This is a genomic window from Armatimonadota bacterium (assembly GCA_022563855.1).
Lineage (GTDB): Bacteria > Armatimonadota > Fimbriimonadia > Fimbriimonadales > Fimbriimonadaceae > JADFMN01.
The window spans coordinates 67342-84946 of record JADFMN010000013.1; the positions used below are offsets into that span (position 1 = coordinate 67342).

Here is a 17605-nt window from a genome sequence, read left to right on the forward strand (position 1 = left end):
ATGCCAGTCCGGGTCGGAATGTTGAGCGTGGGGCACGTGCACGCGCCGAGCTACGTGCACTGCTTTCAAAACGCAGACGACGCCGAGTTCGTCGGTTTCTGGGACAAGGACTCTGCGCTGGCATCGAAGTTCGGAAGCGACTTCGACTGTAAGCCCTGGAAAGACCGCGACGCGCTGATCGACGCCTGCGACGCGGTAGTGATCGCAGGCGAGAACCTCGACCACGCCGAACTGATCGAAGCGGCCTGCACCAAGGGCAACGCGATGCTCTGCGAAAAGCCGCTCGCCGCAACCCGAGACCAGAGCGACCGGATCAGAGCGGCCGTGAACGACAGCGGCGTGATCCTGATGACCGCGTTCCCCTGCTCGTTCTCCCCGGCGTTCGAGAGCGCGATCGCCAAGATCAAAAGCGGCGACATCGGCAAGGTGCTGAGCGTCTGCGCGACCAACCACGGCCAGTGCCCCGGCGGCTGGTTCGTCGAGAAGCACAAGTCAGGCGGCGGCGCGATGGTGGACCACGTCGTTCACGTCGCCAACCTGCTCGAAATCCTGCTCGGCGAGCAACCAATAAAGGTACAAGCGGTCACAGGGAACAACAGACACGGCGAAACGTGGGAGGACAGCGCGATGCTGAGCCTTCAGTACGCCAGCGGCGTGTTCGCCACGCTGGATTCAAGCTGGTCGCGGCCGGACGCCTACAAGACTTGGGGAGACGTCACGATGAAGATCGTCGGCGAAAAGGGTGTTCTTGAGCTAGACCTGTTTTCGCAGGCGCTGGATCGGTATCAACAGGACGGCACACAACACAGTACGCTGTCGTACGGCACCAATCTGGATCAACTGATGGTTAACGAGTTCTTGCGCGCCGTTCGTGAGCAGGACGCGCCGAAAACAGGGCTGGTTGCAGGCTTGAGCGCCTCACGCGTGTTCTTGGCCGCGTACGAAAGCGCGACTATAGGCGCTCCAGTCGCCGTCTAGTCGGCCTGCCAGTCTGCTACCTGCTTGAAGTCCGTCGCTCGGACCAGGCGAGCGCGTTCCGGCTGGTCGCGCGGAGACCACACCAGCACGCCGAGCGGAGTCGCGGCGGCGCGCTCTTCGTCCAGCAGCCGATGCCGTGCGCCGGTGCCAACGTTGATCAGGATCGACCCTCCGGCTTCGCGACAGATGATGTAGCTGCTCGACAGCGCCGAGGTGACGCTTCCTCGAATCTCGGAAAACCGCCTGTGGCTGAAGTCGTCGAGGCGGCCCATTCCGATGAACGTCGTGCCGTAAGGCGTGGTCTGCTCGGTCAAGAACCGTACGCGATCGGGCAGAATCCACGCGTTCGTCGCACCGTCGGCGACTCGTTCGTACGACATTACATCGTTGTACGGATCGTACATGGCCACGGTAATTCCGCCGTTGTCGCGGACGAGCATGACAAGCTGGTCGCCGTACGACTCGAGAGTGTCGGAAACCGGCCCTGTGGACATCGAGTAGCCATCGAATCGGCCGACAAGGTGCGCTTGCGGCCTCTCGTCGCCGATCTCGATTCGCACGAACGCCTCCAGCCACGTCTTCCCCTCCGCGTCGTCCCACCGGGCGAGCAGGTACAGAGTGTCGCCGAGCAGTTCGTAGCCCGCAATCGCACTGAGCGCGGCTTGACGCGTGCCCGCCTCGATCAGTCGCACGTTCTCCTCGATCTCCTCGACGGACCACAACTTGCGAGTGTTCGTCATCGAAGGAAGCCCCGTGTATCCACCCTTGTCGCTGTAATGGATGCCGATGCCGCGGTTGTCGAACGTGATCACCGTGCCGTCCAGCTCGATTCGCAGCCGATCTGCGGAGACCGGCCGATGCTCGGTTATCGAGGAGAGCGATACCGTGTAGACTTGCTCCGCGTCGACTATCGAAAACGTCGAGTCTTGAAAGGAAATATCCGGCTGCGCGAGCAGAGCGCTGGCGAACGCGACCGCAGTCAACATCACTGACAGTATGAACTGCTGCGACTGCCCGATCTACGACGAGGATCGCCAAAGATGCCGCGACGGAAAGCTGAACCCGGCATCCTACGGCGCAGCCGTGGAGGTCGCCAACGTGTTCGGAGTTCGGGCGATCTGCTCGTTCAACGATCACAAGCAGCGGCTGGTGAGCACCAGAGCTTGTACTTACGACGGCAAACGACCAGCGGGCATAGATCAGAGCAAGCATCCATAATGGAGGCATGCCTGCGTCGGCCATGCGAAATCTGTACTCCCTTCACCTCATCGACGCGGAGCTGGTCAAGTTGCGAAATCGAGCTGCTGCGCTGGACCACGGCAAGGCAGCGGTGCAAGCGATCAAGGACTTCACGCCAGAATTTGACGAGGCCGACTCAGCGGCCAAGAGCCTCGACCAAGAGCTTCGCGACCGAGAGTTGCAGGAGAAGTCCTTCACGGAGAAGTTGGCGAGCCTTGAGGCGCACTTGTACGACGGGAGCCTGCACAGTCCCAAGGAGATCGAGAATGCGAAGAGCCAGATCGAAATGAACCGCCGGCTCTCCTCAGAAAACGACGACCGGCTCTTCGCTCTCTTTGAGCTGGCCCCTCCTGCGGTCGAGCGAGCAAGCGAGCTGAACATCAAAATGGAACAGCTCAAAGTCGAACTGGAACGGCACAAACAGGCCGCCCTTCGTTTGCACCAGGAGATCAAGCAAGAGTTCGATGCGCTCAAAGCCAAGCGCCCTGACGCAACGGCAGGGTGCGACGACGATCTGCTGTCAACCTACGAGGCTATTCGCAAGAGAAACGGAGGCATCGCCATGGCCACGACCACCGACGATTCGGCATGTAGCGCGTGCGGAGTCAACATCTCCCAAAAGAGCCTTGAGCGTGTATTTACCGACCAGTTGACGACGTGCGAGCAGTGCCAGCTGATCATTGTTGCACCGCAGATGTTCGATGAAGAGGAATGAGGCTAACGATGACCCGCTACTTCAGAGGATTCTTCGCACTTGCGACCGGATTACTGCTACTGACTAGCTGCGCGAAGCTCCCAGGAGGAGGAGGATCGTCCGACTTCACAAAACGGCTGGTGTTCACCATGACCGTCGATGAGAAAATCCGGACCAATCTCGAGGGGTTCCCGTACATTTACATCTTTGCACTGCGCCTTTCGACGGACTCCAATCCGATCGATGACGGGCCGCTGCCGGTCGTGATCCCCGGCGGGAACGGATTCGTCGCAGGGAACTGCACGCACTACATCTTGTGGAACCCTCTGGTGTTCCCCGAGTATCAGATATTCAAGTTTCTCGACCCGGAGCTCAACCAGTCCGTACAGACCGGCATACCGATCAACTACGTACAGATCAAAGAAGGGGACAACACGCTTCAGTTCGAAATCGATATGAGCCAGTTGGTGCCTGCAGGCGACGTCGATACTATCAAGAGCATCCAAGTCAACTTCTTGACGATGAACAACACGAACACCGGCGGAGGAGATCGGTTTTGGGACGCGCTCGGCGACGGTCGGATCCAGGGCGAAATCAACAGCTACTTCACGTTCCAACTGGATTTCGCCGACCTGTACACGAATCAGAACACGGGAGACATCGAGCCGCCGGGCGACGTCGTCGACCCGGACTTGGACATCATAGATTGGTCGATCGAGGTGAGGCTCCCGTAGATGCCGCGCGTCTCGATCGTCCTGACGTGCTACAACCACCTCGATCACCTAAAGATAGCAGTCGACAGCATCATTGCGCAAACGTTTACCGACTACGAAATCATCGCGCTCGACGACGGCTCCACCGATGGCACGCGAGATTGGCTGAGCGAGCTGCACCGGCGAGAGCCGCAGATTCCGCTCAAGCTGTTCTTCAACGAAGAGAACCTTGGCACTTACGGCACGCTGAACAAGGGCATCGACGTTTCGACCGGCGAGCTAATCGCGGAGTTCAACGACGACGACGTGTGGGCGCCCGAGAAGCTGGAGAAGCAAGTGGCGATGATGGACGCGCACCCGGAGATCGGGCTCGTCCACACGGCGGGCTACTTCATCGACGGCGACGGCAACGAGATCAAGGACAACCCGCTCGGCTTCGAGTGGCCTAAAACCAGCACCGGCGACGTGCTGCCGGAGCTGATCCCCTTCAACAAGATCATCGCCAGTTCCGTGCTGGTGCGGCGCGAGTGCTTCGAAAAGGTCGGGAAGTTCAACACGAGCTACTTCGGCTCCGGAGACTGGGAGATGTGGTACCGGATCGCCGAGGAGTACCACGTCGGGCACGTCGACGAGCCGCTGACGCTCTACCGCGTGCACGGCGGGAGCGCGAGCCACCTCACTGACAAGATCGCCAAGGACGACAGGCGCATCCGCGAGTGGATGACGCCACGGATCGACGGGTACGCAGACCGCGGCTGGCCGCCGGGGCTTCTCCGCAGGATCAAGGCCCACCACTGGGCGTGCCTGGGGACGGCGCGAACTTGGGAGGGCGACGTGAGCGGCGGAAGGCGGGCTTACGTCGAGTCGCTCAAGCTGATGCCCTGGCGGTTCAAGAGCGTCCTGCGCCTGGTGGCGACTGTGCTACCGCGACGGGCTTTCCGCGCCCTCAAGTGATTCTTTGTCCCGCCCGTACAGCCGGAAGAACGCCAGCCAACCGAACAGCGTAACGGCCGCGACGACGATCCTAGCCCAATCCGGCACGCGAGGGTCGAAGCTGAAGAACCCCTCGATCGGCGCGGCCATCATCGTCATCACAAGCGACAGGATGACCAGCACAAAGCCGTCCTTGCCGGCTTTTCGCAGGGCCTCCGCTCTGCTGTCCCTGCCCGGATTGATGATCGCGCCCGCCATTACAAACCCGGCGGCGCCCGCCATAAATATCCCGCCGATCTCGGTAATGCCGTGCGGAATCACGGAGAAGATCAAGAAGCCTGCCTGCCCGGCCAACACGACCTCGTGCAGCAGCGCCCCCATCATAGCTCCGTTGCCCCACATCGACGAAACTCCGAAGATGCCCACAGTTACTAGGCTGAGCGCAGCCGTCACAATGCTGACTAACGGATTGTGCTGAGCGTAGAAGAACGACGCCCCGATGCCCTGGATTCCCGTTCTCTCTTCGTGTTCGCCCGACTTCCAATGCTCGAAAGTCTCTTCCATACCCGGCGGCACGAACATCTCGAGGTAGCCGGGCGACGACTGGATCAGGCCGTAAGACACGACGATTCCTGCAAAGAAGATCACCATAGCGACTCGAATCGCAACCCGTCTGCGGCGGACCACTTGTGCCACGGAAACGAGCGAATCTTGGATAACCGTGAGGAAAGGACGCCTCGGCGCCCGGTACAGCTCAGCGTAGGCTTGCCCGACAAGAGCGTTCAGATAGTCGACAACCTCTTGGTTAGAGGAGTGCGTCATCAGATACGCTAGATCCGCCGACGTCTGCCTGTAGAGCCGCACGAACGTCTGCAGCTCATCCTCGGACAGCACCTTGAAGTTGCCGTTGCACCTCCCCAACAGGCGCTGTAGCTCCCGCCAATCGCTCTGTCTTCGTTCGAAGATCGCCTCTTCGCTCAGCATCGTTCACAACCTGCCCGATTTCCCACAATTCGTACCGGCCCCTCGAAAACCTCTGCCGTGGTTCCGGCGTACTAAGGGTTATGCGATGGGAACACGGCACGTCTTGAGTCTGTCCATCAAGATGGTGTCTGTACTGGAATACTGGCACAGATCGTGCGTGAATTGAGCCAGTTCGCCGCTTTGTGCTGTATTGCGCACAGCGTCGCCCTTCGGAGCCGTGTATGCGAAAGAACGCTGATCACGACGACGGCATACCTAGCTACCTGAGCCGTCTGACTAGAGCGCCTCTTCTGACATCAGAAGAAGAGGTCGTCTTGACGCGCGCCGCGCGACGTGGAGACGGCCAAGCTCGCGAGCGGCTGATCGAGTCGAACATGCGGCTCGTGATCAACATCGCCAAGAACTACCGCAACCAGACGATTCCGCTCGAAGACCTGATCCAAGACGGCGCGATCGGGCTCATGCACGCCGTTGAGCGGTTCGACCCTGGGCGCGGGTACCGCTTCTCCACCTACGCCACGCACTGGATCCGACAAGCGATCGGGCGGGCGATCGACAACAAGTCGAAGGCGATCCGGCTTCCTGCGCACATTTCTCAGACCCTCAGAAAGATAGAGCGCATGAAGGCCAAGGTCATGCGCGAGCAAGGGAGCGAGGCCACGGCGGATCAGATCGCCCGAGAGCTTGGGATAACCAACAAGCGCCTCCAAATGCTGCTCGTCGCTTCGCAAGACCTGCTGAGCCTGGACATGACGGTCGGCGAGGGCGACAGCACCTCGCTCGGCAGCTTGATCGAGGATCAGCTGGCCGCCAACCCTGAGTCGGTCGTCATCACTTCAGAGGTCGTCGACGAGCTGCACGCGATCATGAACCAGCTCAACGACCGGGAGCGGAAGGTGATCATGTACAGGCTGAAGTTCGTGGAGCCGCGCGACGGAGCCTCCTTCCGCGACGAGCTGTCCCAGGAGTTCCAGGTCAGCCGCGAGCGGATTCGACAGATCGAGGTTCAAGCCATCAAAAAGCTCCGCCAGGTTGCCCAGCGGCGACGCCTCCGCGAGTACCTCAGCTAGGTTCCCAACCCGACCAGGCCCAAAAAAGATACACTGTCGCCGAAATTGGTGGCGTGTATGAGTGGGCAAATGGACATCAATCGCATCATGGAGGTGCTGCCGCATCGGTATCCGATGCTGCTAGTCGACCGCATTCTTGAGTGTGACGCCGGCAAGAGCTGCCGCGGACTCAAGAACGTAACAATCAACGAGGCGTTCTTTCAAGGGCACTACCCCGACCAGCCGATCATGCCCGGCGTCCTGATACTGGAGGCGATGGCGCAGGCGGGGGCCGTCATCCTGTTGAGCGAGGACAAGTACAAAGGCCTGATGCCGGTGATCGGCGCGATCGACGACGTGAAGTACAGAAAGCCCGTCGTCCCCGGCGACCAGCTGATCTTGGACGTTGAGCTGCTGTGGGTGCGTCAGAATATCGGCCGCATCAAAGCAGAGGCCAGTGTGGACGACGAGCTGGTAGCCAGCATGATGATGACCTTCAAGCTGTTGGAACGAGAGTAGAGCGTGCCAAAGATTCACGAATCGGCCGTAGTTGATGCGGGCGCAGAGATCGACGACGACGTCGAGATCGGCCCGTTCTGCGACGTGCGGGCCGGAGTGAAGATCGGAGCTGGGTCACGGCTCGACTCCCACGTCACGATCTTGAGCGGGACGACGTGCGGTGCGCGCAACATCTTCGCGCAAGGGTCGATCATCGGCGGCGATCCTCAAGACAGAAAGTGGCAGGGGCAGCCGACGTTCCTCAAGATCGGCGACGACAACGTGTTCCGCGAGTACGTCACCGTCCATCGGGCGACGGGCGACGGTGGCACGACGATCGTCGGAGACAGGAACTACCTGATGGCGTACTGCCACCTCGGCCACAACGTCACGCTCATGAACGACATCACCATGGCGAACAGCGTCGGCGTCAGCGGTCACTGCACCATCGAGGACTTCGTCAACATCGGCGGCATGGTCGGCATACACCAGTTCGTGCGCATCGGGCGGCTGGCGATGGTCGGCGGGATCAGCCGCATCGTGCGCGACGTGCCTCCGTTCATGCTGGTCGAGGGAATCGTCGACCAGAAGGTTCACGACATCAACGCCGTCGGATTGCGCCGGAACGGCATCACGCAGGCGCAGCGGCTGGCGTTGCACAAGGCCTGCAAGCTGATATTCAAGTCCCAGCTCGGGCTCACGCGGGCGATGGAGATCGTGCAGCGAGAGGTTCAAATCACGGCTGAAGTTCAAGAGCTTCTGGCGTTCATGGAGCGCGTTATGAAAGGGAAGAACGGCCGCGGCGACCAAAGATGAGGGTCTTCTTCAGCGCAGGCGAAGCGTCGGGCGACGCGTATGCCGCAGAGATTCTGAAGCTGCTTCAGCCTGAAGCGTTGAACTACTTCCGAAGCCGATTCGCCGATTTCCAGCACGACATGGAGTCTTCTTCGAGCGAGGAGCTTCTCAAGGCGCTCCAGAGCGAGGCGATGGGGCTGGACTCGCTCGACGTCGTAGAGCTGGTCATGGCGTTTGAAGAGGAGTACAACGTTCATCTTCCGGATGACCTCGCTGCGGGGCTCTTGCCCAAGCACGACCTGATGGAGTTCATCTCACGCTATATCATCAACGACGCGAAGATGACCGACATCGCGTTCCAGGCGATAGGGGGCCGCCGACTGGAGGAGGCCGGGGCAAGGATCGTCGCGGACTCGTCGAAGTGGGGCTCCGTCGGCATCGTGCAGGCCGCCCGAGTTTCGCTGCGCGTGATCGCAGGTTTTTATCGTGCGAGGGCTGAACTCCGGAGGGGCAGCCCGGGCGTCTTCGTGCCGATCGACTTCGGGTTCTTCAACGTCAAACTAGCTCGCTACGCGAAGGGCTTAGGGTGGAAGGTGCTGTACTTCATGCCGCCTGGCAGTTGGCGCAAGGAGAAGCAGGGCACAGACCTGCCGGAGATCACGGATGCGATCGTCACCCCCTTTCCGTGGTCCGCCGAAATGCTGAACGACATGGGCGCCAACGCACACTACTTCGGCCACCCGCTCAAGCAGATGGTTGGATCGGTGCAGACTTCTGGCGAGAGGACGGGAGTCGCGATTCTGCCGGGCAGCCGGGTCCACGAGATCGAGCAGAACATCCCGATCATCGCTCGCGCGATCGAGGACATGGACTGCCCGATGCGGATCGCGCTGGCTTCGAACCTTGACGAAGAGGACGTGATGCGAGTTTGGCGCAAGTCCTCGTCGCACGATCCGATCGTCAGTCGGGACACCTACGGCGTGCTCAAGACGTCGCGCGCCGGAGTGATCTGCAGCGGGACCGCCACGCTCGAGGCGGCGCTCTGCGGCTGCCCGTGCGTCGTCATGTACCGCGGCGGATGGGCAACCGAGATCGAGTACCGGCTGCGCAAACCGCAGTTCGAGTACATGAGCCTGCCCAACATCCTGCTGGACAAGCCTCTGCTCAAGGAGCTGATCCAAGAGACGGCGACTGCGGATGCGGTCCTCACTGAGCTGGAGGACCTGCTGCGAGAAGGCGATCGGCGGGATACAGTTCTCAGGGGGTTCGCCGAACTCGCCGAGTCGCTCGGCGGCAGGGACAGCCTGACCAGCACGGCGAACCTGGTAAAAGCACTGGTTTCAGACGATCGGTCCTAGGCCGCTGAAACTACTCGGCGGCCGAGCGTGTTGAACTAGACAGCAAGTAGAGTAAACCGCGACAAGCGCAAAAGCTCCTCTCCTCAATTCGCCGAACCGGAGGCCTCACTCCCCCGGTTCGGTTTTTTTTGTAAACTGGGTCCATGGGCCTTGGCTGGGACGGTGAACTGATTCGGTTGGTGCCGCTCGATTTCGAGCGGCATTTTGAGAACTGCTACCGGTGGATCAACGACGAGGAGGTCAATCGCTGGCTCTGCGCCGGCGACTTTCCGATGACGAGACTCGGCGAGAGAGAGTGGTTCGAGAAAGCCCAGCAGCCGAGCGACTCAACCGTGCACTTTGCGATCGAGACCCTGGACGGCAAGCACGTCGGCCAGAGCGGGATACACCAGATCAACTTCCGCCACGGCACGGCGTTGACCGGCAGCTTCATCGGCGACCCGGACGAGCGCGGCAAGGGATACGGCACGGACGCTGCGAAGGTTCGGGCGTGGTACGCGTTCCACATTCTGGGGCTCCGCATGCTGTACTCGGAGTACTTCGCGGGCAACGATCTATCGCGGCGGATGCAGGAGAAGACCGGCTACCGGGAGTACGGTGTCAGGCCGAAAGCCATCTGGAAACAGGGCGAATACCGCGACTTGGTGCTCACCTATTTCTCCCGCGAGGATTGGAAAGCAAGCCAGTAATGGGGAGGGCGAGCGCGTCATCCTGAGCAGATCGAAGGATCCCGCGAGCCGGGCGACAGCTAGTGGCACGGACAAACCCTTTCGGGCCTGAGCGTGGCACACGGGAATTGGGAGTTCGGATTGGTTCGGAGTTGTTCGGGTTGGTTCGGGTTGGTTCGTGGGTTCGGACGTTCGGAAGATCGGTTCGAGACCCTAGACCCTTGACCCTTCCCTGAGAACTGAAAACTGCCAACTACCAACTGAAAACTGCAATCGAGACTCGGGAGTCACAACTCGGCACTGAGCCTTTGCGCCTGCTAGAATCCACCGATGGATCCGATCGTCGTGATGGGCGCGGGTGCGGCGGGGATCATGGCCGCCTATCGCGCCGCCGAGCTCGGCGCAAACGCCATCCTGCTCGAAAAGACCTCGCGCATCGGCACGAAGATCCTGATCTCCGGCGGCGGCAAGTGCAACATCACGCACGACGGACCTCTCGAAGACGTGCTCAAACCGTTCCGCCCGAACGAGGCGCGGTTCATCCGCCCCGCCTGCTACCGCTGGACCAACGACCAGATCGTGGCTTTTCTCACGGATCGCGGACTGCGCGTCTACACCCGCGACGACGGCCGCATCTTCCCCGTCGACCAGACCGCCAAGGACGTCGTGGCGATCCTGCACGCGCGGCTGAAGGAGGTCGGCGTCGACATCCGGCTCGACACACCCGCCACAGGGGTCGAGCGCGACGGCAACGGGGTCTGCGCAGTTCTCGTCGGTGACGAAACCATCCGCACGCGCTCCGTCGTGCTCGCCGTCGGTGGAAGCTCCTATCCGAAGTCCGGCACGACCGGCGACGGCTGGCGCTGGGCGGTGAGGCTGGGGCATTCGCTGGTGCCGATCCAGGCCGCGCTCGCGCCGATCATCCTGCGAGGCAAGAGGTGGCAGCCGTACTCGGGCGTCGCCCTGCGCGACTGCGAGCTGAAGGCCCGACAGGGCGACAAGGTGTTCGTGCGATGGCGGGGCGATCTGTTGTTCACGCACATCGGAGTTTCTGGACCTTGCACGCTCGGGATCAGCCGGGAAGTCACGGAGGCTTTGGAGCGAGGCGAGGTTTCGCTCGAGGTCGATCTTCTACCTGATACGAGCTTCGAGTCGTTGAACGCCGATCTCCAGGAGTACGCGCGTGCGCACCCGAAGCGCCGAGTCTCGACATACCTGGAATCGGTTATGCCGAACCGCCTTGCTGACGAGATGTTTTTGTCGGCTGGCCTTTCCGTCGAGTCCGAGATCGGACAGCTCAAGCGCGCTGAGCGAAACCGGTTGGTCGCGTGCCTGAAAGGCTGGAAGCTTGGGACGGTGTTCGAGGTCGTCCTCGACAAGGGCGAGATCGTCGCCGGGGGAATCTCTCTCGACGAGGTCGATCCGCACTCTATGCGCTCGCTCAAGTGCCCCGGCCTGTTCGTCTGCGGCGAGGCGCTCGACATCGCCGGCCCAATCGGCGGATACAACCTGCAAGCGGCGTTCTCGACCGGCTACGTCGCAGGCGAAAGCGCTGCCGAGAAGTAGTTCGAGAGGGCGAGTCCGGGTGTGGACTGACCCTTTGCTGGGCAATTGGTATGTGGAATTATCGGAAGACGTCTCTGGAGACGTGGTACGCCAAGCTCTCAAGCTGTTCGGTAGTCCTGTTCAAGTGCATGAGCGCTTCGCGTTCGACGCGGCTATGCCCGGAGCCGACGACGGTGGAGCTCTGGCGCGTGCTCCGTGCCGCCCAGAGCGCCTCAAGCATCGCACTGTCGGCCGCCCATGCGGTGTCAGTCCACAGGACGCGCCACGTCTTGGTCAGGCAACGGTAGATCCACCGTCGGCGTGCCAGCGCACGGTTGACCCTCACCCACGCCTGCGAGCACCGTTCCAGTTCGCTAACCACCTCGGGAGGCCACAGATCGCCGAGCATCCCCTTCGAAGCCTCGTTCCGCACTTTGCGAAAGTTCTGAACCAACTCTTCGTCGAACTCGCGCCTATCCTTGAAGTTGGCCTCTTCCCTCACTCCCCCAGCGACCACGACTCCTAAGATTACGACGACCCCGCCTATGATGGCCAGGGGCTCGCGCGAAGCAACCGCAATCGCCGCGCCGAAAAGAACGATGATTGCACCAAAGCCAAGCCACGACGGATCGCGGCGCGGCGCGGCTGAGTCGAAACGCATCAGGAACCTGCTCAGGAAATCTGTGACCTGCACTGTCCGCTCCTTGCGTTCTGCCATGAGAATTTCAGGACGCCTTGTTCAATTTTACCGCGATACTTCGCATTCCAGTTCCTCCCGGTGCTGGACGGTCGTCCTCCTGGGCGACCTCAGCTTCCGAACTACTCTTCAATGTGACATTGCCGCTAGCCACCACAGGTACCAATCGCGGTATCGCAGGATCCTTCGATCCACTCAGGATGACGTGCCACCCTCCCCGGCTACCGCAGCCTGGGAAGGCTAAGGCACCTTGACTCCGACCACCGACAGGACTAAACTGAACCGTGATCACTTCCCTCATTGCCAGCTTCGTCTTGAACGGCCAATCCGTCGAACTCAGCCACTACGACGCGCTGAAGTGGCGCAACATCGGGCCGTTTCGCGCGGGGAGAACCGTCGGCGCGTCTGGAATAGCCGAGCAGCCGAACACCTTCTTCGTCGGTGCGAACAACGGCGGGGTGTGGAAGACCACCGACGCGGGCCGGACTTGGAAGCCGATCTTCGACGACCAGCCGACCGGCTCGATCGGCGACGTGGCGGTCGCGCCCTCCGACCCGATGGTCATCTACGTCGCGAGCGGCGAGAGCCTGCAGCGGCCCGACCTCTCGACCGGCGACGGGATGTACAAGTCCACCGACGGCGGCGAGACTTGGACGCACCTCGGCTTGCGCGACGGGCAGCAGCTCGGGCCGATCCTCATCGACCCGGAGAACCCAGACAGGGTGTTCGTCGCGGTGGTCGGCCACCCCTACGGCCCGAACGAGGAGCGTGGGATATTCCGCACGCTCGATGGTGGCAAAACCTGGGAGAAGGTGCTCTACAAAGACCCCGACACGGGCGGCGCCGACCTCCAGTTCGACCCCGACAATTCGCAGATCGTCTACGCGACGATGTGGGAGCAGCGCCAGGGGCCGTGGGAGAACGCGGTCTGGCAAGGCCCCGGCAGCGGCCTCTACAAGTCCACCGACGGCGGCGACACCTGGCGGCAACTCACCGAAGGGCTCCCGACGTTCGAGGACGGGCTAGGAAAGATCGGCATCTCGGTCGCGCCCTCCGACGGCAACCGCATCTACGCGATGGTCGCTGCTTCTGAAAACCCCGGCGTCTACCGCAGTGACGACGCTGGCGAAAGCTGGCATTTGGTAAGCGACCAGAGGCGCCTCTACGGGCGTGGAGACGACTTCGCCGAGTGCAAAGTCGATCCGCTCAACCCCGACGTCGTGTACGTCGCCAACACCAGCTTCTACCGCTCCGAGGACGCAGGCCTCACTTGGACTTGCATCAAGGGCTCGCCCGGCGGAGACGACTACCACACAGCCTGGATAAACCCCCTCCACCCAGAGATTATCCTGCTCGCGGCCGACCAGGGCGCGACGATCACCGTCAACGGAGGTGACACGTGGAGCAGCTGGTACAACCAGCCGACCGCGCAGTTCTACCACGTCAGCACCGACAACCAGAACCCGTATTGGGTGTACAGCGGCCAGCAGGAGAACGGCTCCGTAATGGCGAGCAGCCGCGGCAACGACGGCCAGGTCACCTACCGCGAATGGCACTGGGCCGGCGGCGACGAGTACGGCTACCTCGCCGCCGATCCGCTCAACTCTCGCTACGTCTACGGCGGTCGGATCAAGCGGTACGATAAGGTCACCGGCGAGATCGTCGACGTGCGGCCGACGGTTCCCTACCGAGTGATCCGCACCGCGCCGGTCGTGTTCTCGACGGTCGATCCTTCGGTGCTGTTCTTCGCGGGCAACATCCTGTTCAAGACGCGCGACGGGGGGCAGAACTGGGAGACGATCAGCCACGACCTGAGCCGAGAGCAGCCCGACGTGCCCGCCAGCGTCGGTAAGTACTTCAACACTGACATGGAGACCATGGACAGGCGCGGCGTGATCTACACCGTCGCGCCCTCGTACCTGGAGATCGACACGATCTGGTGCGGCACGGACGACGGCTTGATCTGGGTGACGCGCAACGGTGGAGCGAGCTGGATCGACGTGACCCCCGCATCGATCACCTCGTGGTCGAAGATCTCGATCATGGACGCAGGGCACTTCGACGCGAAGACCGCCTACGCGGCTGTTAACCGCATCCGGCTCGACGATCAGATGCCGCACATCTACCGCACGCACGACGGAGGTACGACTTGGACCGAGATCGTGAACGGTCTGCCGCCCGGACCGATCAACGTAGTTCGCGAAGACCGTTTGAGGCCCGGCCTGCTGTTCTGCGGGAGCGAGACGGCGGTGTACTTCTCGATCGACGACGGCGACAACTGGCACCCGCTTCGGCTGAACATGCCAGCGACGTCGATCCGTGACCTGGTCGTGCACGAGGACGACCTCGTGATCGGCACGCACGGGCGCGGGTTCTGGATACTCGACAACTTTTCTTTGTTGCGTTCTATCGACCGCACGATGGGTGCGTCGAAGCTGTTTCCCCTGTCGGCGGCGTACCAGTTCGAGCGCAACTGGAGCCGCGACACGCCTCTCCCCCCCGAGGAGCCCGCAGGCCAAAACCCTCCCGATGGAGCGATGATCGACTACTGGCTTCCGAACGACGTCGAAAAGGTGACGATCGAAATCCTATCTTCGGACGGATCGATCGTGCGTACGTTCGCGAGCGACGACCCTCTCGTCGAGGTCGATCCCGACAGCCTAACGGTCATGCCCGGCTGGCTGCGCCCGCAGGTGAACCCGTCGGCAGCACGCGGCTCGCACCGTTTCGTTTGGAACCTGCGCGCAGAGGCGGTGGTAGACCCGAACGCACGGCGCAGGCGCGGCCCACCGATCTCCGCGATCTGGGGCGACACGCCTCTCGGCCCGCTCGGCGCGTGGGTCTCGCCCGGGACGTACACCGTGCGGCTAACCGCCGGAATCCGCGTGATGACGCAGACCCTGGAGGTCAGACCCGACCCACGGTATTAGGCCCCGAACCAGTGGCTGATCAGCCGCCTTTGGCCCAGATGAGATGCGGGAAGAACCACTGAATTGCGATATGCGATTTCAGTCAAGACCATGTTCCTATGACCAGCGTGCACGGAACGGTCTTCTCATGGTCCATCGACTAATGCTCACACTGTGCCAGAATGTCGCGTGCTAAGTTGGCTTCGCGTTCTTGAGCCAAATCGAGCACACCATATGGACACAATTCCACGCACTCAAGGGTTACATGTCATTCCTCGCTGGGCGATTATTGCGGGCGTCGTCTTGGCATTTACCGCCGTCCTTTCCTGCGCTCAGCCTACAGTCGACTACCAAAACCCCAAGTCTAATTCCTCATCCGAATCCGTATCCAAATCCGAAGACAGTATGAGTATCACCAGGATCAACCGATTCTCAGCGAACGCCGGTACGGGCGAAGAGCTTTATGAGCTGATCAACTCCTTTATGCCACTCATCCGAGGCTCAGATGGATGCATCGACGCCCAGTTGCTGCGCGGCGTCGACGACCCGGACAAGATCGTTGTGATCGAGGTCTGGAGAGATCAAGAGGCCCACAAAGCGTCTGCTAAGAATGTTCCGCCTGGAACGTTCGAAAAGGCGATGGAGCTGATGTCGGGCCCTCCAAGTGGCGAATACTATAACTGACCCTCTGCAGTGAACTGCTGGCGAACAGTGCTCAGTACCGCCTTCGGCTAAAACATGCGATTCACTGCCTAATTGAGCCGGAATCTGTGGCAAGCGCACGGGTTGCAAGACAGCCCGTGGCACCCTCAAATCATCCTCCCAAATCTCACGAGCAAACCCTGCGGGCCTGACCGTGGCACACAGTGATCGACTAGGGGCCGTCGTTCCGGCAAAACCTTGGATACTTCGGTGGATATTAGACCGTTTGCCCCGATATCAAGCCTGAGTTCTTCAGTCGTTGCGCTTCTATGGTTGCCTTTGCAATAGCGAGCATGTCTTTCAGCAATACACGTCCCTTTGCATTCGACGGTCGATCCGCTTTCGCCTGAACTTTGAAGACTTTCACTTGTTTGGGCGCGGTTACGTTTGCATTCAAATACCAGAGATTCTCGCTCCGCTTTTCAACAGCAAGCCAATCCCCGCCGTTGCTGCGGTTGATGAGAATGCGCCCTTGCCCGGCGTGAACAATCTCGTAAAGCACACGACCTGCGCTGCGGCTCTTCATGGCCGCCTGGCCCAAGTCCAGCTTGTACGCCGAAGCACCACTGCGATCCCAGGCCTCTCTGAGGAATAGAAGCACTCGTTCACCGATCACAGCATTGCTGACGTCACAAGCCCACGTACCCTCTGCGACGAACTCTATCGATTCATTCGGCGCAGCGCCCTTGAGCCCTCGAACTACCCTCGCGACCGCGACGCGAACACCAGACCTATCCACGATCTGGGTTACGTCAGCGACGACGATGACCTGGCTCGAGCGAGTAATGCTCTCGAAGTTGGTCTTTGGGACTCTATTGCTGGCCGACACTGGAACAACGAGGCCGAGCGCGACGATGACTGCGATCCAATACTTCATATTTCTTCTTCCCGACGACTCTTAGTGTACGACGGCACTAGCGTGGTTCACTTGCCATTGCCATTTTTAGTGGATTGAGCTGCCGCTTCGGGGGCTCGACGCCTTGCAAGTGCCCGTAGAGGTCGTGCTCCTTGCCTTCTGTGATCTGCACTTCGGCGAACACGCCCGGTGAAGCTTCGCCGCGAGCGTAGACCCAGCCGTCGATCTCCGGCGCGTCGCGGAACGAGCGGCCTGCGACCCAGCCGTCCTTGCATTCGTCGACCAGCACGCGCAGACTCTGACCTTCCCACCGCTTGTTCTTTTCCAGCGAGACGCCCTGCTGGATGCGCATGAGGCGGTCGAAGCGCTGTTGTTTGACCTTCAAAGGCACTTGACCGGGCATGTCGTGCGCGGGCGTGCCGGGCTCGCGGCTGAAGAGGAACGCGCCGACGCGGTCGAGCTTCGCATCCTTGACGAAGTCGAGGAGATGGTCGAACTCCGCGTCGGTCTCGCCGGGGAATCCGACGATGAACGTCGTTCTTATCGCTACATCGGGGATCGCCTTGCGAACCTTGTCAAAAACCTGCAAATACCGCTCGCCGTCCCACGGCCGCTTCATCCGTCGCAGCACATCGGGGTGCGTGTGCTGCAGCGGGATGTCGATGTAGTTCAAGACGTTTTCGCACGTCGCCATCGCGTCGATCACCTCGTCGGTCAGGCGGTTCGGATAGAAGTACAGCAAGCGTATCCACTCGAGACCGTCGACATCGTTCAGCTCGCGCAGCAGCCTGGGCAAGGTGAACTCCTTGTACAGGTCGAAGCCGTACTGCGTCACGTCCTGCGCGATCAGGTTGACCTCCTTCGCACCGGTCCTCGCCAGATGGTTGGCCTCTTGCAGAACCCGCTCGATCGGCTTGCTTACGTGGGGGCCGCGGAACGAGGGGATCGTGCAGAACGTACACCGGTGGTCGCACCCCTCGCTGACCT

The 17605-nt window shown here is 61.1% G+C and carries 18 protein-coding genes; 13 read left to right on the plus strand and 5 right to left on the minus strand.

Translation table 11 applies throughout. From position 1 onward, the window contains the following. Positions 1 to 978, plus strand: a complete 978-nt coding sequence (locus IH944_13630) for a Gfo/Idh/MocA family oxidoreductase (protein ID MCH7905591.1) — start codon at positions 1 to 3, stop codon at positions 976 to 978. Here the strand turns inward: IH944_13630 and IH944_13635 are convergent. Beyond that, complete coding sequence (locus tag IH944_13635; GenBank protein ID MCH7905592.1) at positions 975 to 1964, minus strand: hypothetical protein; 990 nt, start codon at positions 1962 to 1964, stop codon at positions 975 to 977. The genes IH944_13630 and IH944_13635 overlap by 4 nt on opposite strands. Before the next feature lie 10 nt (positions 1965 to 1974). Here IH944_13635 and IH944_13640 point away from each other — a divergent pair, with 10 nt between their 5' ends. From IH944_13640 to IH944_13655, 4 genes are read left to right on the plus strand one after another with little or no spacing between them, the layout of a single operon-like run. Beyond that, positions 1975 to 2196 (plus strand): hypothetical protein, encoded by a 222-nt coding sequence (locus tag IH944_13640; GenBank protein MCH7905593.1) that lies wholly within the window; start codon positions 1975 to 1977, stop codon positions 2194 to 2196. A 7-nt stretch (positions 2197 to 2203) separates the two neighbouring features. After that, positions 2204 to 2932, plus strand: a complete 729-nt coding sequence (locus tag IH944_13645; protein ID MCH7905594.1) for a hypothetical protein — start codon at positions 2204 to 2206, stop codon at positions 2930 to 2932. Positions 2933 to 2940: 8 nt separating this feature from the next. Next, positions 2941 to 3645, plus strand: coding sequence for a hypothetical protein (locus IH944_13650; protein MCH7905595.1), 705 nt, complete (start codon positions 2941 to 2943; stop codon positions 3643 to 3645). Continuing rightward, positions 3646 to 4578, plus strand: a complete 933-nt coding sequence (locus IH944_13655) for a glycosyltransferase (protein ID MCH7905596.1) — start codon at positions 3646 to 3648, stop codon at positions 4576 to 4578. Here IH944_13655 and IH944_13660 read toward each other — a convergent pair. After that, positions 4546 to 5541 carry a stage II sporulation protein M gene (locus tag IH944_13660; GenBank protein ID MCH7905597.1) on the minus strand — a complete coding sequence of 332 codons (996 nt, stop codon included), beginning with the start codon at positions 5539 to 5541 and terminating at the stop codon, positions 4546 to 4548. The genes IH944_13655 and IH944_13660 overlap by 33 nt on opposite strands. Before the next feature lie 221 nt (positions 5542 to 5762). Here IH944_13660 and IH944_13665 point away from each other — a divergent pair, with 221 nt between their 5' ends. The 6 genes from IH944_13665 to IH944_13690 all read left to right on the plus strand — a co-directional run bounded on the left by IH944_13665 (position 5763) and on the right by IH944_13690 (position 11475). Further along, complete coding sequence (locus tag IH944_13665) at positions 5763 to 6611, plus strand: sigma-70 family RNA polymerase sigma factor (protein MCH7905598.1); 849 nt, start codon at positions 5763 to 5765, stop codon at positions 6609 to 6611. Positions 6612 to 6668: 57 nt separating this feature from the next. After that, positions 6669 to 7109, plus strand: coding sequence for a 3-hydroxyacyl-ACP dehydratase FabZ (gene fabZ / locus IH944_13670; GenBank protein ID MCH7905599.1), 441 nt, complete (start codon positions 6669 to 6671; stop codon positions 7107 to 7109). Between the two features lie 3 nt (positions 7110 to 7112). After that, positions 7113 to 7904, plus strand: coding sequence for an acyl-ACP--UDP-N-acetylglucosamine O-acyltransferase (gene lpxA / locus IH944_13675; GenBank protein ID MCH7905600.1), 792 nt, complete (start codon positions 7113 to 7115; stop codon positions 7902 to 7904). After that, on the plus strand, positions 7901 to 9241 hold the full coding sequence (locus IH944_13680; protein ID MCH7905601.1) for a hypothetical protein: 1341 nt from the start codon (positions 7901 to 7903) through the stop codon (positions 9239 to 9241). The genes lpxA and IH944_13680 overlap by 4 nt, the downstream gene beginning before the upstream one ends. A 143-nt stretch (positions 9242 to 9384) precedes the next feature. Continuing rightward, on the plus strand, positions 9385 to 9930 hold the full coding sequence (locus tag IH944_13685; protein ID MCH7905602.1) for a GNAT family N-acetyltransferase: 546 nt from the start codon (positions 9385 to 9387) through the stop codon (positions 9928 to 9930). A 309-nt stretch (positions 9931 to 10239) separates the two neighbouring features. Next, entirely contained in the window at positions 10240 to 11475 is a 1236-nt protein-coding gene (locus tag IH944_13690) for an aminoacetone oxidase family FAD-binding enzyme (GenBank protein ID MCH7905603.1), read from the plus strand. Between the two features lie 58 nt (positions 11476 to 11533). On the opposite strand, the gene IH944_13695 is transcribed toward IH944_13690, so the two are convergent. Then, on the minus strand, positions 11534 to 12172 hold the full coding sequence (locus tag IH944_13695; GenBank protein MCH7905604.1) for a hypothetical protein: 639 nt from the start codon (positions 12170 to 12172) through the stop codon (positions 11534 to 11536). 263 nt (positions 12173 to 12435) lie between these two features. Here IH944_13695 and IH944_13700 point away from each other — a divergent pair, with 263 nt between their 5' ends. After that, the gene (locus IH944_13700) at positions 12436 to 15081 is read left to right on the plus strand and encodes a glycoside hydrolase (protein MCH7905605.1); all 2646 of its coding nucleotides are present in this window, start codon (positions 12436 to 12438) and stop codon (positions 15079 to 15081) included. A 384-nt stretch (positions 15082 to 15465) separates the two neighbouring features. Beyond that, positions 15466 to 15744, plus strand: a complete 279-nt coding sequence (locus IH944_13705; GenBank protein MCH7905606.1) for an antibiotic biosynthesis monooxygenase — start codon at positions 15466 to 15468, stop codon at positions 15742 to 15744. 235 nt (positions 15745 to 15979) lie between these two features. Here the strand turns inward: IH944_13705 and IH944_13710 are convergent, their stop codons facing one another. Together IH944_13710 and rimO are read right to left on the minus strand one after the other, a co-directional pair. Next, entirely contained in the window at positions 15980 to 16639 is a 660-nt protein-coding gene (locus IH944_13710) for a hypothetical protein (protein ID MCH7905607.1), read from the minus strand. A gap of 37 nt (positions 16640 to 16676) precedes the next feature. Further along, on the minus strand, positions 16677 to 17605 hold a 929-nt coding region (gene rimO, locus IH944_13715; protein MCH7905608.1), incomplete at its 5' end, for a 30S ribosomal protein S12 methylthiotransferase RimO.

Bases quoted from the DNA above. Each gene is read 5' to 3' on its own strand.
- IH944_13650 (MCH7905595.1), top strand. From the start codon at position 2,941: ATGACCCGCTACTTCAGAGGATTCTTCGCACTTGCGACCGGATTACTG.
- IH944_13680 (MCH7905601.1), top strand. From the start codon at position 7,901: ATGAGGGTCTTCTTCAGCGCAGGCGAAGCGTCGGGCGACGCGTATGCC.
- IH944_13690 (MCH7905603.1), top strand. From the start codon at position 10,240: ATGGATCCGATCGTCGTGATGGGCGCGGGTGCGGCGGGGATCATGGCC.
- IH944_13630 (MCH7905591.1), top strand. From the start codon at position 1: ATGCCAGTCCGGGTCGGAATGTTGAGCGTGGGGCACGTGCACGCGCCG.
- IH944_13640 (MCH7905593.1), top strand. From the start codon at position 1,975: ATGAACTGCTGCGACTGCCCGATCTACGACGAGGATCGCCAAAGATGC.
- fabZ (MCH7905599.1), top strand. From the start codon at position 6,669: ATGAGTGGGCAAATGGACATCAATCGCATCATGGAGGTGCTGCCGCAT.
- IH944_13685 (MCH7905602.1), top strand. From the start codon at position 9,385: ATGGGCCTTGGCTGGGACGGTGAACTGATTCGGTTGGTGCCGCTCGAT.
- IH944_13655 (MCH7905596.1), top strand. From the start codon at position 3,646: ATGCCGCGCGTCTCGATCGTCCTGACGTGCTACAACCACCTCGATCAC.
- IH944_13695 (MCH7905604.1), bottom strand. From the start codon at position 12,172: ATGGCAGAACGCAAGGAGCGGACAGTGCAGGTCACAGATTTCCTGAGC.
- IH944_13635 (MCH7905592.1), bottom strand. From the start codon at position 1,964: ATGTTGACTGCGGTCGCGTTCGCCAGCGCTCTGCTCGCGCAGCCGGAT.
- IH944_13705 (MCH7905606.1), top strand. From the start codon at position 15,466: ATGAGTATCACCAGGATCAACCGATTCTCAGCGAACGCCGGTACGGGC.
- IH944_13710 (MCH7905607.1), bottom strand. From the start codon at position 16,639: ATGAAGTATTGGATCGCAGTCATCGTCGCGCTCGGCCTCGTTGTTCCA.
- IH944_13660 (MCH7905597.1), bottom strand. From the start codon at position 5,541: ATGCTGAGCGAAGAGGCGATCTTCGAACGAAGACAGAGCGATTGGCGG.
- IH944_13645 (MCH7905594.1), top strand. From the start codon at position 2,204: ATGCCTGCGTCGGCCATGCGAAATCTGTACTCCCTTCACCTCATCGAC.
- IH944_13665 (MCH7905598.1), top strand. From the start codon at position 5,763: ATGCGAAAGAACGCTGATCACGACGACGGCATACCTAGCTACCTGAGC.